14 protein-coding genes and 1 pseudogene are annotated in these 14360 nt (G+C 70.0%); 8 read left to right on the top strand and 7 right to left on the bottom strand.

Translation table 11 applies throughout. From position 1 onward, the window contains the following. Positions 1-46: 46 nt before the first annotated feature. Both ACQEVG_RS24260 and ACQEVG_RS24255 read left to right on the top strand, forming a co-directional pair. Complete coding sequence (locus tag ACQEVG_RS24260) at positions 47-640, top strand: VanZ family protein (RefSeq protein ID WP_432987374.1); 594 nt, start codon at positions 47-49, stop codon at positions 638-640. 94 nt (positions 641-734) lie between these two features. After that, complete coding sequence (locus tag ACQEVG_RS24255; RefSeq protein WP_360871546.1) at positions 735-935, top strand: PspC domain-containing protein; 201 nt, start codon at positions 735-737, stop codon at positions 933-935. 80 nt (positions 936-1015) lie between these two features. Here ACQEVG_RS24255 and ACQEVG_RS24250 read toward each other — a convergent pair whose 3' ends face one another. Both ACQEVG_RS24250 and ACQEVG_RS24245 read right to left on the bottom strand, forming a co-directional pair. After that, positions 1016-1306, bottom strand: coding sequence for an ATP-binding protein (locus ACQEVG_RS24250; protein ID WP_432987371.1), 291 nt, complete (start codon positions 1304-1306; stop codon positions 1016-1018). 125 nt (positions 1307-1431) lie between these two features. Beyond that, positions 1432-2586 (bottom strand): adenosine deaminase, encoded by a 1155-nt coding sequence (locus ACQEVG_RS24245; RefSeq protein ID WP_432987369.1) that lies wholly within the window; start codon positions 2584-2586, stop codon positions 1432-1434. Between the two features lie 262 nt (positions 2587-2848). Here ACQEVG_RS24245 and ACQEVG_RS24240 point away from each other — a divergent pair, with 262 nt between their 5' ends. Next, positions 2849-3529 carry an alpha/beta hydrolase gene (locus ACQEVG_RS24240; protein ID WP_432987367.1) on the top strand — a complete coding sequence of 227 codons (681 nt, stop codon included), beginning with the start codon at positions 2849-2851 and terminating at the stop codon, positions 3527-3529. Positions 3530-3561: 32 nt separating this feature from the next. Here ACQEVG_RS24240 and ACQEVG_RS24235 read toward each other — a convergent pair whose 3' ends face one another. Next, on the bottom strand, positions 3562-3912 hold the full coding sequence (locus tag ACQEVG_RS24235; RefSeq protein WP_432987365.1) for a hypothetical protein: 351 nt from the start codon (positions 3910-3912) through the stop codon (positions 3562-3564). Positions 3913-4151: 239 nt separating this feature from the next. Next, positions 4152-5105: a LysR family transcriptional regulator gene (locus tag ACQEVG_RS24230; protein ID WP_432987363.1), complete on the bottom strand. Its 954-nt coding sequence runs from the start codon at positions 5103-5105 to the stop codon at positions 4152-4154. Between the two features lie 62 nt (positions 5106-5167). Here ACQEVG_RS24230 and ACQEVG_RS24225 point away from each other — a divergent pair, with 62 nt between their 5' ends. The 4 genes from ACQEVG_RS24225 (at position 5168) to ACQEVG_RS24210 (ending at position 8821) form a co-directional block, all read left to right on the top strand. Further along, positions 5168-6466: an MFS transporter gene (locus tag ACQEVG_RS24225; protein WP_432987361.1), complete on the top strand. Its 1299-nt coding sequence runs from the start codon at positions 5168-5170 to the stop codon at positions 6464-6466. 106 nt (positions 6467-6572) lie between these two features. After that, the gene (locus tag ACQEVG_RS24220; protein WP_432987359.1) at positions 6573-7274 is read left to right on the top strand and encodes a L,D-transpeptidase family protein; all 702 of its coding nucleotides are present in this window, start codon (positions 6573-6575) and stop codon (positions 7272-7274) included. 68 nt (positions 7275-7342) lie between these two features. After that, positions 7343-8323 (top strand): sigma-70 family RNA polymerase sigma factor, encoded by a 981-nt coding sequence (locus ACQEVG_RS24215; RefSeq protein WP_432987357.1) that lies wholly within the window; start codon positions 7343-7345, stop codon positions 8321-8323. A 183-nt stretch (positions 8324-8506) separates the two neighbouring features. Then, entirely contained in the window at positions 8507-8821 is a 315-nt protein-coding gene (locus ACQEVG_RS24210; protein ID WP_432987355.1) for a hypothetical protein, read from the top strand. Between the two features lie 183 nt (positions 8822-9004). Here ACQEVG_RS24210 and ACQEVG_RS24205 read toward each other — a convergent pair. Next, positions 9005-9484: pseudogene (locus ACQEVG_RS24205) on the bottom strand (ATP-binding cassette domain-containing protein); the annotation flags it as partial. A gap of 1366 nt (positions 9485-10850) precedes the next feature. Here ACQEVG_RS24205 and ACQEVG_RS24200 point away from each other — a divergent pair. Further along, on the top strand, positions 10851-12509 hold the full coding sequence (locus tag ACQEVG_RS24200) for an IS1182 family transposase (RefSeq protein ID WP_432987353.1): 1659 nt from the start codon (positions 10851-10853) through the stop codon (positions 12507-12509). A gap of 37 nt (positions 12510-12546) precedes the next feature. On the opposite strand, the gene ACQEVG_RS24195 is transcribed toward ACQEVG_RS24200, so the two are convergent. Together ACQEVG_RS24195 and ACQEVG_RS24190 are read right to left on the bottom strand one after the other, a co-directional pair. Then, a complete protein-coding gene (locus ACQEVG_RS24195) occupies positions 12547-12840 on the bottom strand; it encodes an STAS domain-containing protein (RefSeq protein WP_432987351.1) in 294 nt (97 codons plus the stop codon). 153 nt (positions 12841-12993) lie between these two features. Beyond that, positions 12994-14271, bottom strand: coding sequence for a thymidine phosphorylase (locus ACQEVG_RS24190; protein ID WP_432987349.1), 1278 nt, complete (start codon positions 14269-14271; stop codon positions 12994-12996). Positions 14272-14360: the final 89 nt, after the last annotated feature.

Here is a 14360-nt window from a genome sequence, read left to right as displayed (position 1 = left end):
CGCACCGCACGGAACCGATTCGCGCGAAGCATGCGTCTTGAGGGGCGTGCAGCGTCAAGGTCAGGGCGGCAGTGCCGCCATCCGCTTCCGCGCGGCGGGGGTCATCCTCCTCCTCGCGCATCTGCTGCTCGTCGCATGGCTGACGCTGCGCCCACTGGACGTCGTGTGGGTGACGGCGACGAATCTGGAGCCGCTCGCCGGAATCAAGGCGGACCTGGTGCTGGGGCCGGTGGAGGCCGCGCGCAGGATCGGCGAAGGACTGCTGCTGCTGGCCCCTCTCGGCATACTGCTGCCGATGGCGGGCGGCCGGCTCTTCGTCTCCCCGCTGGCATCCCTGGTCCGTACCGTCGCGGCCGGAGCACTGCTGTCGCTCGCCATTGAACTGCTGCAGACCGGGGTGCCTGGCCGGGTCCTGGATGTGGACTCGCTGCTGCTGAACACGGCCGGGGTCGCGCTGGCCCATCTGCTGGTCGTGCCCGCCGGACGGGCCAGGCTCCGCCGCAGGCAGGAGCGGACGGCGACGGGACCGGCCGCGGGATCTGCTGCCGGATCGGCCCGGCAACAGCGCGGTGCCCTGCCGCGGGACGAGGCGTCTCAGGGGGCGACCCCGACGATTCCCAGGGTCGGGATCGCCCCGTAGAGCGACGCTTTGACCCCCCTCGCGGAGCCACCATGGAGTCATCGGGAGCACGACGGAGCTGCTCCCACGAACGGTTCTTGCTAAGGAGCCCACCATGGCCGCACTTGCCCGCCCCCGTGACGGACGCATGATCGGTGGAGTGTGCGCGGCGCTGGCACGGCGCTTCGGCACCTCCGCGAACACGATGCGCGTGATTTTCCTGGTCTCGTGCCTGCTGCCGGGACCGCAGTTCCTGCTCTACCTGGCGCTCTGGGTGCTGCTGCCCTCGGAGAAGACCGCGAGCACGGCCTGGTAGTACGCGTCGGCACCAGCGAAATGGGGTGCACACCCGAACCCGGGTGAGCACCCCACTGCCGTACGTCCGCCGAGGCGAGGTCAGCCGAGGCCGGGCAGACCGTCACCGACCGGCAGGATGCCGACGTCACCGATCGGGAGGCCGTCGGTCGGGAGGCCGCCGAGCAGAGTGGAGACCGGGTCCGCCTGCTGACCGGTGGGCAGCGCGTGCGTCAGCGCCTCCTGGGCCGGCAGGACGCTGGTGACGGTGTCCAGCGAGGGCGCGGGGGCGGGCAGGACGGCCGGCGCGGCGGAGGCGGTGCCCGCGGCGGCAGCGGCGAAGGCGGCACCGAGAGCGGCGACACCGAGAGTCTTGGCAGCAGACTGCTTCATCAGGGATGAGTCCTTGGGACGAGGTTGGTGGGCGGCTCGCCAAGCTAGCCAGCACCGCACAGCGGCCGCAAACACCCCGAAGCGGCCGGGCGTTGACGTTCCCGGCCGCTTCTGCGTGCTCCCACTCAGCCCTGGGTGGGGGAAGAGTCGCTGGTCGTGGCGGTCTGCCGGAACAGCCATTCGGACTTCAACTCGGCGTAACCTGGCTTGATCACGTCGTTGATCATCGCCAGTCGTTCATCGAAAGGAATGAACGCGCTCTTCATCGCATTGACGGTGAACCACTGCATGTCGTCGAGCGTGTATCCGAAGGTCTCGGTCAGCAGCTCGAACTCGCGGCTCATGCTGGTGCCCGACATCAGTCTGTTGTCGGTGTTGACGGTGGCCCTGAAATGAAGCCGGCGCAGCAGTCCGATGGGGTGCTCGGCATACGAGGCGGCTGCCCCGGTCTGCAGGTTGGAGGTCGGGCAGAGCTCCAGGGGAATGCGCTTGTCCCGTACGTACGAGGCAAGCCGTCCGAGCTTGACGGCACCGTCTTCGGTGACCTCGATGTCATCGATGATCCGCACTCCGTGCCCGAGCCGGTCGGCGCCGCACCACTGGAGCGCCTGCCAGATCGACGGCAGCCCGAAGGCCTCGCCGGCGTGGATCGTGAAGTGGTTGTTCTCCCGCTTCAGATACTCGAAGGCATCGAGGTGGCGGGTGGGTGGGAAGCCCGCCTCGGCGCCCGCGATGTCGAAGCCGACGACGCCCAGGTCGCGGTAACGGTTGGCGAGTTCGGCAATCTCCAGGGCGCGGGCGGCGTGCCGCATCGCGGTCAGCATGGCGCCGACGCGGATGCGGTGGCCGCTCTCGCGGGCCCGCTGCTCGCCCTCGCGGAAGCCCTCGTTGACCGCCTCCACGACCTCTTCGAGGGAGAGCCCGGCCTCCAGATGCTGCTCGGGCGCGTACCGCACCTCCGCATATACGACGCCGTCCTCGGCGAGGTCCTGCGCGCACTCGGCGGCCACGCGGACGAGGGCGTCGCGGGTCTGCATGACGGCGCAGGTGTGCGCGAAGGTCTCCAGATAGCGCTCCAGGGACCCGGAGTCGGCGGCCTCGTGGAACCAGATTCCGAGCTTGTCGGGCTCGCTCTCGGGAAGCGCCGTATAGCCCGCGTCGCGGGCGAGTTCGATGATCGTGCCCGGACGCAGCCCGCCGTCGAGGTGGTCGTGGAGGAGCACCTTCGGAGCGCGGCGGATCTGGTCCGCGGAGGGCGTATTGAGGGTCTGGCTCGTCATCTGCGCACTCTAGCCCCTACGCGCGTAGAAGGCGCCGCGTCGATACGTAACAGTGACCGTCCGTACGGGTGGAGTACATCTGTCCTTCTGAGACTGTTCTGCCATGGCACACCACGCACTGCCCCTGTGGTGGGGGCGTCCGGAAGGCGCGGCGGGAGCGACAGTGACAAGGGGCGCGCGAGGGAGCCGGAAAACGCCGTGCGCGCGCCTGGGCAGGGCCACCAAAGGACGGGGCGCTGGGGCCGACTCCGCGGTGGGCGGGGTGGTGCTGCTGCTGCCCGACGGGGAGCCGCAGTCGGTACGCAGACCCTCGACGCTGTCGTACGCCGCGGCTCTGCCGCTCGGCCGCACGCTGGCGCGGGCGGGGCGCGGGGACGGCCTGGTCGCCCACGCGGTCCGCTACCGCTGCCGCGGCTGGAACGGCACGGACGCGCATCTGGCGGCGGACGCGAGCTGGGCGGTGGACGAGGTCGTACGGCGCTACGGCGACGTCCCCGTCTGCCTCGCCGGCCACGGCATGGGCGGCCGCGCGGCCCTGCACGCGGCGGGCCACCCGGCGGTCAACTCCGTACTGGCGATGGCCCCTTGGCTGCCGGAGGACGATGTGGCGGCGACGCCGGAACCGGTGAAGCAACTGGTCGGCCGCCATGTGCTGATAGTGCACGGCACGAATGACGCGCGTACGGATCCGGAGCTCTCCTACCGCCTCGCGGAGCGCGCGAAGAAGGCCAACCGCGACACATGCCGCTTCGAGGTCCACTCGGACGGCCATGCGCTGCGCCAGTACCAGGAGGAAGTCCAGGCACTGGCGGCGGACTTCGTGCTGGGCGCACTGTTCACCCGCACCTACGCCCGCCCGGTCACCGACGCCCTGGCGGCCCCTCCGCCACTGGGCCTGCGCATGCCACTGGCGGCGGGCTTCGGCCGCGCACTGCGCTCGTAGGGCTTAGCCCTGCCGCCGCGCGGTTGACGGGCTCAGGGGATGCTGAGCGCCACCGCGAATATCTCCAGCACGATCTGGAGGACGAAGGCGGCCGTGCGCAGGTCGCGGGCCTGCCGCGTGCGTGCGGGAATGGCGATGGTCACCACACAGGCCACGACCGCGCCGATCACCGTCACGGTGAAAGCGGATTGGGGCCAGGGGGAGCAGTCGGGGCCGCCGTAGGTCAGGCACCTCGACCCGTGCTCGGTGGCCAAGTAGAGAACCCCGGCTGCGATCACCGCCGGGATGAGCAGGGCGGCGGAAATCACGGACCACATGCGGATGCGGGAGGAAGGCGTGCCCGGAGCGGCCTGGGCGGGGGGTGGCTGCGAAGTCTGGCTCATGGCCTTGATCCAACCGTGGCTGTCGTGCCGGGGTATCCGGGCCGGTACTCAGGAAGTACGACCCCGCGTACTCAGCAACGGCGACGGCGGGGCCGCGTCGAGGTCCGGGACGACCTCCCCGGTCTCGTCCCCGTACGCAACTCCAGGAACCCCCACGGCCCCGCCCTCGTCATCCCCGCCCCCGCCTGCCGGTCCCCTTCGTCACCGCCCTCAAGGCGGGCCGGCTCGGAAATTGAGGCTCAGTCCGGCAGAAGCTGGCCCCGTCGCGACAGCAGGAACTTCTTGAACGCCGCCACCGGCGCCGTGTCCCGGTGGCCGTCCAGCCACGCCACACCGATTTCGCGGACCGCTCGTGGTGCCGTCACCGTCAGTTCGACCACGCCCGGGCGAGCCACCGCCGGTGGGGGAAGCAGGGCCACCCCCAGGCCCGCCGCGACCAGGCCCCGCAGGGTCTCCGCCTCCTCCCCCTCGAAGGCCACGCGCGGCGTGAAGCCCGCCTCCGCGCACAGGTCGTCGGTGATGCGGCGCAGTCCGTAGCCGGGTTCGAGGGTCACGAAGACCTCGTCCGCTGCCTCCGCGAGGCGGATGCGCTTGCGCGAGGCCAGCCGGTGGTCGTCCGGGACCACCAGCCGCAGGCGCTGTTCGTCCAGACGCCGGGCCACCAGGTCCGGGGCGTCCGGGACCGGTGAGGTCAGACAGAGGTCGAGCTCACCCGCGCGCAGGCGCTCGATCATCGCCTCGCCGTAGTTCTGTACGAGCGTGAAGCGGACCCGCGGATGGTCCACGCGAAAGCGGCGGATGAGCTCCGGCACGGTCTCGGAGCCCATCGTGTGCAGGAAGCCGAAGGCGACCTTTCCGGCGGACGGGTCCGCGTCGGCCCGTACCGACTCCGCCGCCCGTTCGACCTCGGCCAGCGCCCGCTCCACGGACGTGAGAAACGTACGGCCCGCCGGTGTCAGCGACACCGTACGGCCCTTGCGCGTGAACAGCGCGACGCCCAGGTCCTCCTCGAGCCGCACCATCGCGCGCGACAGCGTCGACTGAGGGACCGCGAGCTCCTGCGCGGCCCGCGTCACATGCTCGTGCCGGGCGACACCCGCGAAGTACGCCAGCCGCGGCGCGAGCAGCAGCCGCATGTCTTCTTCGTAACTGTTCAGTGACACGCGACCCTGTGAGCTGTACTCATGCACCATGGGAACGATTAAAGCCCTTCCATGCATTGGACGCATCAGAATCCGGTGCCTACCTTCGAAGCATGCCTTCCGCCAGTACCGGGGCGCCCACCACCGTGGGTGCCCTCACCTCGCCGTCCCCTTCGCCGTCCCCTTCGCACTCCGCCGAGCTCCTCGCCCCCGGCCGCCCCGGCTACCGCCGCATGAGCTTCGCGCTCTTCGCCGCCGGCGTTGCGACCTTCGCCCTCCTCTACTCCACGCAGGCGCTGCTGCCCGCCGTCTCCGCCGGCTTCGGCGTGAGCGCGAGCGCCGCCAGCTGGACGGTCTCCGCCGCGACCGGCGCGCTCGCCCTGTGCGTCCTGCCGATGAGCGCCCTCTCCGAGCGCCACGGGCGGCGCACCGTGATGACCGCCTCGCTCGCGGTCGCCGTCGTGGTCGGGCTGCTGGTGCCGTTCGCGCCGAGCCTGGAGTGGCTGGTGGCGCTGCGCGCCGTGCAGGGCGCGGCGCTCGCCGGTCTGCCGGCCTCGGCGATGGCGTTTCTCGCCGAGGAGGTACGGCCCAAGGCGCTGGTCGCGGCGATCGGCCTCTTCGTGGCGGGCAACAGCATCGGCGGCATGAGCGGCCGGATCGTCACCGGCTGGGTGGCCCAGCTGTGGGGCTGGCGCGCGGGGCTCGCCGCGGTGGGCCTGATGGCGCTGGCGTGCGCGCTGGTCTTCCGCGCGATGCTCCCCAAGGCCCGTCATTTCACGCCGGGTTCGCTCAACCCGAAGGCCCTCGCCGAGACCGTACGCGGTCACCTCGCCGACCCGCTGCTGCGGCGGCTGTACGCGATCGGCGCGCTGTTCATGACCGTCTTCGGCGCGGTCTACACGGTGATCGGCTACCGCCTGGTCGAGGCGCCCTTCAATCTCCCCCAGGGCATCATCGGATCGATCTTCCTGGTCTATCTGGTCGGTACGGTCTCGTCCGCCGCGGCCGGCACGCTGGTCGCCCGCCTCGGCCGCCGTGGTGCGCTCTACCTCGCGGTCACGACCACCGCCGCCGGCCTGCTGCTGTCGCTGGCGGACTCGCTGCCCGCCGTGCTGCTCGGCCTGGTCCTGATCACCGCGGGCTTCTTCGCGGGCCACGCGGTCGCCTCGTCCTCGGTCAGCCGTACGGCGAAGACGGGCCGCGCCCAGGCGTCGGCGCTCTACCAGTCGGCGTACTACCTGGGCAGCAGCGCGGGCGGCACGCTCGGCGCGATCGCCTTCCACTCCGGCGGCTGGGCGGGCACGGTCCTGCTGGGTCTGCTCGCTGTCCTCGGCGTCGTGTCGATCACGCTGTACGGGACGCGGGTGGCGCGGGCCGAGCACCGGCTGGTGCTCGCTGCGGCCCAGCGCTGAAATAAACACAGAAATCCGCACAACTCCAACTCTCCGGCGTGCGTCCAACGGGCATGCATATCGCAACTGCGCGGTGCACGGAGGGGAGTTGGTGGCTGTGAGAGGTATGACGAGGGGTACACACCGCAGACGAGCAGGGGTCGTGCTCGGACTGACCGGACTGGTGGTCCCGCTGACCGTGGCACTCGGCAGCACGCCCGCGCAGGCGGCGTCGTGTACGACGTCGACGGGGCCGTACCAGAAGCAGGTGGAGAAGTTCCTGGGCCGCCCGGTGGACGGGAAGCAGTCGGCGGCCGACTGCAAGGCGATCCGGGCCTTCCAGGCCAAGCACGGGATCACGCCCACCATCGGGTACGCGGGGCCGCTGACCTGGCGCACCATGAGCACGATGCTCGCGCAGCGGGCGGCCGGCAAGAACCCGAACCAGGCGGGCAGGTGCCCGACCAACAAGGGCCGTATCGCCTGCGTCGACCTGACGCGCCAGCTGACCTGGATCCAGGACGGCAGGAAGCTCAAGTACGGCCCGGTGCCGGTGCGTACGGGCAAGAACGGCACCGAGACCCGTACCGGCGCGAAGAAGGTCTACTGGAGGAGCATCAACCACTGGTCGACGCTCTACCACGTGCGGATGCCGTACGCGCAGTTCTTCGACCGCGGGCAGGCCTTCCACTCCACCACGAAGTCGATGTACAACCCGCCCGGCTCCGGCGGTTGTGTGAACATGCGCCCCGCGGACGCGAAGGCATACTGGAATCTGCTGAAGAACGGCGACGACGTCTTCGTGTACGGGCGCAAGCCCGGAACCTGAACCCCATTGTCAGTCCCCTCCTGTAGCTTCCGGAGGACTGGTGCCAAGGGGCGACAGGGGTGGACCCGATGAGTGATACGGCAACGACCAAGGACCTGGACTCCAGGCTGGAGCAGTACCGCCGGGAACTGACCGGCTACTGCTACCGCATGCTGGGCTCGGCCTTCGAGGCGGAGGACGCCGTCCAGGACACGATGGTCCGGGCCTGGCGGAGCTTCGCCTCGTTCGAAGGGCGCTCGTCGCTGCGCTCCTGGCTCTACCGCATCGCGACGAACGTCTGTCTGGACATGCTGAAGGCCGGCAACCGCCGGGCCCGCCCGATGGACCTCACCTCCCCCACGCCCGTCGCCCAGGCACAGCTCAACGCCCGCCCGGAGGTCACCTGGCTGGAGCCGGTGCCCGACGGGCGGGTGCTGCCCTCGGTCGCCGACCCGGCGGAGACGGCGGTGGAGCGGGAGACCATCCGGCTGGCCTTCGTCGCCGCGCTCCAGCATCTGCCGCCCAAGCAGCGGGCGGTGCTGATCCTGCGCGAGGTGCTGGCGTGGAAGGCGAGCGAGGTGGCCGAGCTGCTTGCCACCTCGGTCGCCTCGGTCAACAGCGCGCTGCAGCGGGCGCGGGCGACGCTCGCCGAATCGGAACCGGCCGCGGCGGATGCGGCAGATCCGCTCGACGACGAGCAGAAGAAGCTTCTCGACCGCTATGTCGCGGCCTTCGAGGGGTACGACATGAAGGCGCTGACGGCGCTGCTCCGCGAGGATGCGACCATGTCCATGCCGCCCTACGACCTGTGGCTGCGCGGCCACGACGACATAGTGGGATGGATGCTCGGCGTCGGCGAGGTCTGCCGGGGTTCGAAGCTGGTTCCGACCGTGGCCAACGGCTCGCCGGCGTTCGCGCACTACCACCCGAGCCGGAGCGGCGACGGGTACGAGCCGTGGGCGCTGATCGTTCTGGAGGTCAGGGACGGCATGATCGGCGGGATGGACTTCTTCCTGGACACCAAGCGCTGGTTCCCGCTCTTCGGGCTGCCGGACCGGCTGGCGGCGTAACGGAAGCGCGGGGTCCGAGCCCGGGGCTGAGCGCAATGCGGTTGCGTTACCGCGCTGAGGATCTGGGTGGGTGGACGACGACGGCGCCGGCCCGGACCGGCGCATCGCGGGCGCCTCGCTGAGGACCGGCAGCGCGGCCGCACGCACCATGTCGCCGACCGGGTCGGTGGCGAAGACCACCTCGTGACCGGCCGCACGGAGCAGTCCTGCCAGCGCCAGGCAGCGCCCGGTGTGCCCGGCACCAACCTGCCACGGGAACATCAGGAACCGGCGGCCCATCAGTCGTCCTCCTTCCCGCTGCGTGGCTCGCTGACGCCCGCTTCCCCGGCGGCCGCCTCCCCAATGCCCAGTTCGGTCGCCCAGAACAGTGCCCGCATCCTCCAGGCTGGGATCCATGACCTGGAAGTCGTACACCTGGTCAATGGCCAGCAGTCGGGCCACCGCACCGGGCGCCGCTTCGGACTTGACCTGGATCTCGGCCTCCCCGGAGCTCTGTGAGACCACCGTGCCGAGACTGCCGAGCTCCGCTGCCTCACCCCGCAGTTTCACGGAGATCCGCTTGAACGGGGCGATCCGTGCCTTGAGCGCGTCCAGCCCACCGTCGTACACCAGGCCACCCTGGTGGATGACCAGCGCCCGGTCGCACAACTCGGCAATGTCGCCCATGTAGTGGCTCGTCAGCAGAACGGTGGTGCCACGGCGGCGGTTGTGCTCCCGGACGAAGGTCCGGATTCGCCGCTGCATCGAGATGTCCAGGCCGAGTGTCGGCTCGTCGAGGAACAGCAGACTGGGGCAGTGGATCAGTGAGGCCGCGATCTCGCAGCGCATTCGCTGGCCCAGTGACAGCGTTCGCGCGGTCCGGCCCAGCAACGGGCCGAGCTCGAGCATCTCGACGAGTTCCTCCCGGGTGCGCCGGAAGTCACTGTCCGACACCCGGTAGACGACTCGGTTCAGTTCCAGGGAGTCCTTGATGGGGATGTCCCATACCAGTTGTTGGCGCTGGCCCATTACGAAAGCGATCGAACGCAGGAAGTCATGGTCCCGGTCGGCAGGCCGGTAGCGGCCAACCCGAACCTTCCCGGCGGTCGGGTGCAGCAGGCCGGAGAGCAGCTTGAGCGTGGTGGTCTTGCCGGCCCCGTTGGGCCCGAGAAATCCAACCACTTCGCCCGGCTCGATGCAGAAGCTGATGCCGTCCACGGCAATGACTTCATCGGTCGCCCTATCGGCGTCGCGCCGGAACCACCGCCCGCCGGACGATCGCAGACGGAAGCTCTTTCGAAGCCCCTCGACCACGATCCGGGCCTCACGGATATCCGTCACTGCCAGATCGGGTTTTCGGGGGTGGCTGGTGCGGTCTTGCCCGTCGCGCCGGTCGAGATGGCTGCGGAATCCGCCGCGACCGCTCCCGTAAGCCCTGACGAATCCGCTCCCCGAATAGGACCGGAAACAACAAGTCCGGCAATGGCCAGAACGGCGACAAGTGATGCTTTAGCAACTCCGTAACGGCTCACGACTTATTCTCCCGATTTTCGCTCGTCCACCCGTGCTCTTGTGACCAGTATGGAATCCCGTTGGAGGTGCCACCATAGGGTGCGGATGGCCCGTTTATGCAGCTACATAAACGGGCCATCCGCACCCGGAATCTGGCTCAAGTACCAGGACCGTTGCAAAGTCCAAGCGCACAGCGAGAACGTCAAGTAGCACGGCACGATCAACGTGGAGGTCGACACGGAGCTGGCCATGCTTGACGTGGAGGTATCGGCTGCTGCGGGCCCGCTGCCCGCAGCAGCCCTGATAGCGGCCACCTGCCTGCGCCGACGTCGGGTGGCGGAAACGGCAGCCTGGGGCGGGTCGTTGCCGGTCAGCGTGGCCGACGAGCGGTGTCACTGCTGGCCGTCCAGATGAGCCGTCGGGCCAGCTCTTGCGCCCGTCGGGCGGGGCCTGTGGGGCCGGCCGGCGGCGGGACAGGCGCCGTTGAGGACGAGCAACAGCTCGTCGGCGAGTTGCTACTCGGACGGTGAGCCGCACCCGTACGCGGCGGGAGCTGCCCGAGCCCGGTCCGCTCTGCGCGTTGGACGTGCCGCTTGAGTCGAGGGGCAGCTACCGGCAGCAAGGGCATGGGCTGCGGTCACATGGCAGCTCCCTGGGGGTTGCGGTCCTGGGTCGCCCCGGAAGGCGACCGCCACGGTTGTCCGGGGTCTCGACCGCCTCGGCAAGGCATTCCGGACCGCGCAGGAGCGGCTGCCGGTGGCGCGCGAGATGAAGTCCGTCGCCGACCAGCCGATCCTGTTCGTCTTCTCCGACGGCGAGCCCACCGGCCCCGGCGGATACACCCAGGTCAGCAGCCCCAGACCCGATAACTCCGACAGACACTCGGCCACCGACACCACCCCCGGACACCGCCACAGCAACGTACGCCCGGATCTAACGCAACGGCATGACTCTGTTGGTGATGTTGGTGGGGTGCTGACGTCTGGGCCGGTGGGTGGTTGGCTGTTTGAAAGCGGGGCGGTGTCGGCGGTGAGGGGTGGTCGCGGTGTCGCTGCGGCCGGAAAGTCATCAGCGGATCCCGATCAGGACGGTGCGGACGGCGCGGGCAGCCTGTCCGAACGGCACGCCGGCCATGCTGATCAGGGACCGGTTGGACGTGCTGTTCAAGGACACGGAGTTCGCCAGGCTGTATCCCGCGGATGGCAGGCCGGGGTTGTCGCCGGGGCAGTTGGCGTTGGTGTCGGTGCTGCAGTTCGCGGAGAACCTGTCCGACCGGGCGGCAGCAGACGCGGTGCGGACCAGGATCGACTGGAAGTACGCGCTCGGCCTGGAGCTGGACGATCCCGGGTTCGATTACTCGGTGTTGTGCGAGTTTCGGGCCCGGCTGGCCGAGGACGGCGGCGCCGACCGCCTACTGGAGGCGATGCTGGGGCGGCTGGTTGAGGCCGGGTTGCTCAAGGCCGGTGGACGGCAGCGCACCGACGCCACCCATGTGCTGGCCGCGGTGCGCTTCCTCAGCCGATTGGAGTTGGTCGGGGAGTCGCTGCGGGCCGCTTTGGAGGAGCTGGCCGAGGCCGCCCCAGGCTGGCTGGCTCCGCTGATCGAGCCGGAGTGGGTCAAGCGGTACGGGCGGAAGGTGGAGGTCGGCAAGCTGCCGGGCGGGAAGGCGGAGGTGACTGAGCGGGCCGAGCAGACCGGCCGGGACGGGCGGAAGATCCTTGCCGCTGCCTGGGCCGCGTCCGCCCCGCCTCACTTACGGCTGCTGCCGCAGGTGGAGATTCTGCGTCAGGTCTGGGTCCACCACTACTACTGGGATGTGCAGGGGCGACTGCGCTGGCGGGACGGCCATGCTCTGCCCCCGGCCCACCTGCGGTTCGATTCCCCCTACGACACGGAGGCGCACTACTGCGTCAAACGGGACACCGCCTGGAGCGGCTACCGCGTCCATCTGACCGAGTCCTGCGACCAAGAGCGCCCGGAGCTGGTGGTCCACGTGGCCACGACGCACTCCACCGTGCAGGACGTCGAGGTGACAGCGCTCATCCATGACGATCTCGCCGAGCGGGAGTTGCTGCCCCGCGAGCACGTCGTGGACAGCGGTTACGTCACCCCGGCGCACATTGAGCGGGCCGCCCGGATGCACGGCATCACCCTGCTCGGCCCGGTGGTCCCCGACCACAGCCATCAGGCCAAGGCCGGTTCAGGTTTCGCCAAGTCGGCCTTCCCCGTGGACCGCCAGCAGGCCACCTGCCCCCAGGGCGCGGTCAGCCGGGAGTGGAGACCACTGCGGATCAGCGGACACGACTACATCCAGGTCAAGTTCGCCAAAGGCGACTGCCTGGCCTGCCCGGTCCGCCCGCAGTGCACCAGCTCCGCCACCCAGCCAAGAGCCCTCGCCCTGCTGCCCACCCGCGAGCTTCACGAGATCCAGATGCGCAACCGGCTGGAGCAGGCCACCGACGAGTGGCAGCACCGCTATGCGATCCGGGCCGGCATCGAGGCCACCCTCTCGCAGAACGTCCGCACCCACGGCCTGCGCCGCTCCCGCTACCGCGGGCTGGCGAGAACCCACGTCCAGCACGTGCTCACCGCACTGGCCTGCAACGTCGCCCGCGTCGCTGACTGGATCAACACCCCACCCACAGCCCGCCGCCGATCAAGCCACTTCCGCGCTCTGTGCACCGCCGCCACCTGACCCCACCAACATCACCAACAGAGTCACGGCATTGGGGCTAAGCGACCTCACCGAGTCCCACCAGATCGAGCAGGACCCGCAGCTCCGGCCCGGTGTCGCGCAGCCGTATCCGACCGCCGAGCCGGCGGGCTGTGAGCTGCAGCCGGGCCACGGCATTGACGGCGGCCAGGTTGGGATGGGTGAGCCCGCCGACGTCACAGATCACTTCTGCGACCCCGGCGGCGACGTCGGCGCCGCTGAGCCGCGCGCTCAACTCCTCGCACAGGCGCGGCACATCGGCCGGGGACACTCTCCCTGCGATGCGCACGATGATCGGCTGTGTGGCGTCCACACGCAGGAGACTGCCCCGGCGTCCAGAACTCATCGTGGTACCCGGTCGTCGGCCCATGGCCCCATGTCCCCGTCCCGTCGCAGTGGCGGATATGCCCTGCTCTGTGGACCGCCCGGCGGGCCGATTCTCATCGGCCACGCCGAGCGGGCGGGGTCAGGCGATGCGGTCGAGCACAATCGGGTTCTGGGTGAACTCCGTGTTCGACGGGGCGATGTCGAACGCGCCCTCCAAGGACTTCAGGGCGTACCCGAACTTCTCCGGGGTGTCCGTGTGCAGGGTCAGCAGACGCTGGCCCGCGGTCACCGGCTCGCCGGGCTTGGCGTGGATCTCGATGCCCGCGCCCGCCTGGACCGGGTCCTCCTTGCGGGCCCGGCCCGCGCCGAGGCGCCAGGCGGCGACGCCGACGCCGTACGCGTCGAGGCGGGTGAGGACACCCGACGACGGGGCGGTGATCACGTGCTGCTCACGGGCGACCGGGAGCTCGGCGTCCGGGTCACCACCCTGCGCGGCGATCATGCGGCGCCAGACGTCCATCGCGGAGCCGTCGGCGAGTGCCTTCGCGGGGTCGGCGTCGTCGATACCGGCAGCGACGAGCATCTCCTGGGCGAGGGCCACGGTGAGGTCGATGACGTCCTGGGGGCCGCCGCCCGCGAGGACCTCGACGGACTCGCGGACCTCGAGGGCGTTGCCCGCGGTGAGGCCGAGCGGAGTCGACATGTCGGTGAGGAGCGCGACGGTCTTCACGCCGCTGTCGGTGCCCAGCGCGACCATGGTGGAGGCCAGTTCGCGGGCGTCCTCGATGGTCTTCATAAAGGCGCCGGTGCCCACCTTGACGTCAAGGACCAGCGAGCCGGTGCCCTCGGCGATCTTCTTGGACATGATCGAGGAGGCGATGAGCGGAATGGCCTCGACGGTGCCGGTGACATCCCGCAGGGCGTACAGCTTCTTGTCCGCGGGGGCCAGTCCGTCGCCCGCGGCACAGATCACCGCGCCGGTCGTGTCCAGGACGTGCAGCATCTCCTCGTTGGAGAGCAGCGCGCGCCAGCCGGGGATGGACTCCAGCTTGTCGAGGGTGCCGCCGGTGTGGCCGAGGCCGCGGCCGCTCAGCTGCGGCACGGCAGCGCCACACGCGGCCACCAGCGGCGCGAGCGGCAGCGTGATCTTGTCGCCGACGCCGCCCGTGGAGTGCTTGTCGGCGGTGGGGCGGGAGAGCGCGTCGAAGTTCATGCGCTCGCCGCTCGCGATCATCGCGGCGGTCCAGCGGGCGATCTCCGTACGGTTCATGCCGTTCAGCAGGATCGCCATCGCCAGCGCCGACATCTGCTCGTCGGCGACCTCACCGCGCGTGTAGGCGTCGATGACCCAGTCGATCTGCTCCGGGCTCAGCTCGCCCCGGTCCCGCTTGGTGCGGATGACGGAGATGGCGTCCATGGGATTCCTTCCGGCAAGTGCGGTATTCGCCTACGCGCGACTCTACGCGCATAGAGAGGATGTAGGGGAGCGGCCCTCCCGCCGAACGG

The organism is Streptomyces sp. CA-135486 (genome assembly GCF_050936555.1).
In the GTDB taxonomy this organism is placed as follows: Bacteria; Actinomycetota; Actinomycetes; order Streptomycetales; family Streptomycetaceae; genus Streptomyces.
This window is presented reverse-complemented; position numbering and strand designations above follow the sequence as displayed.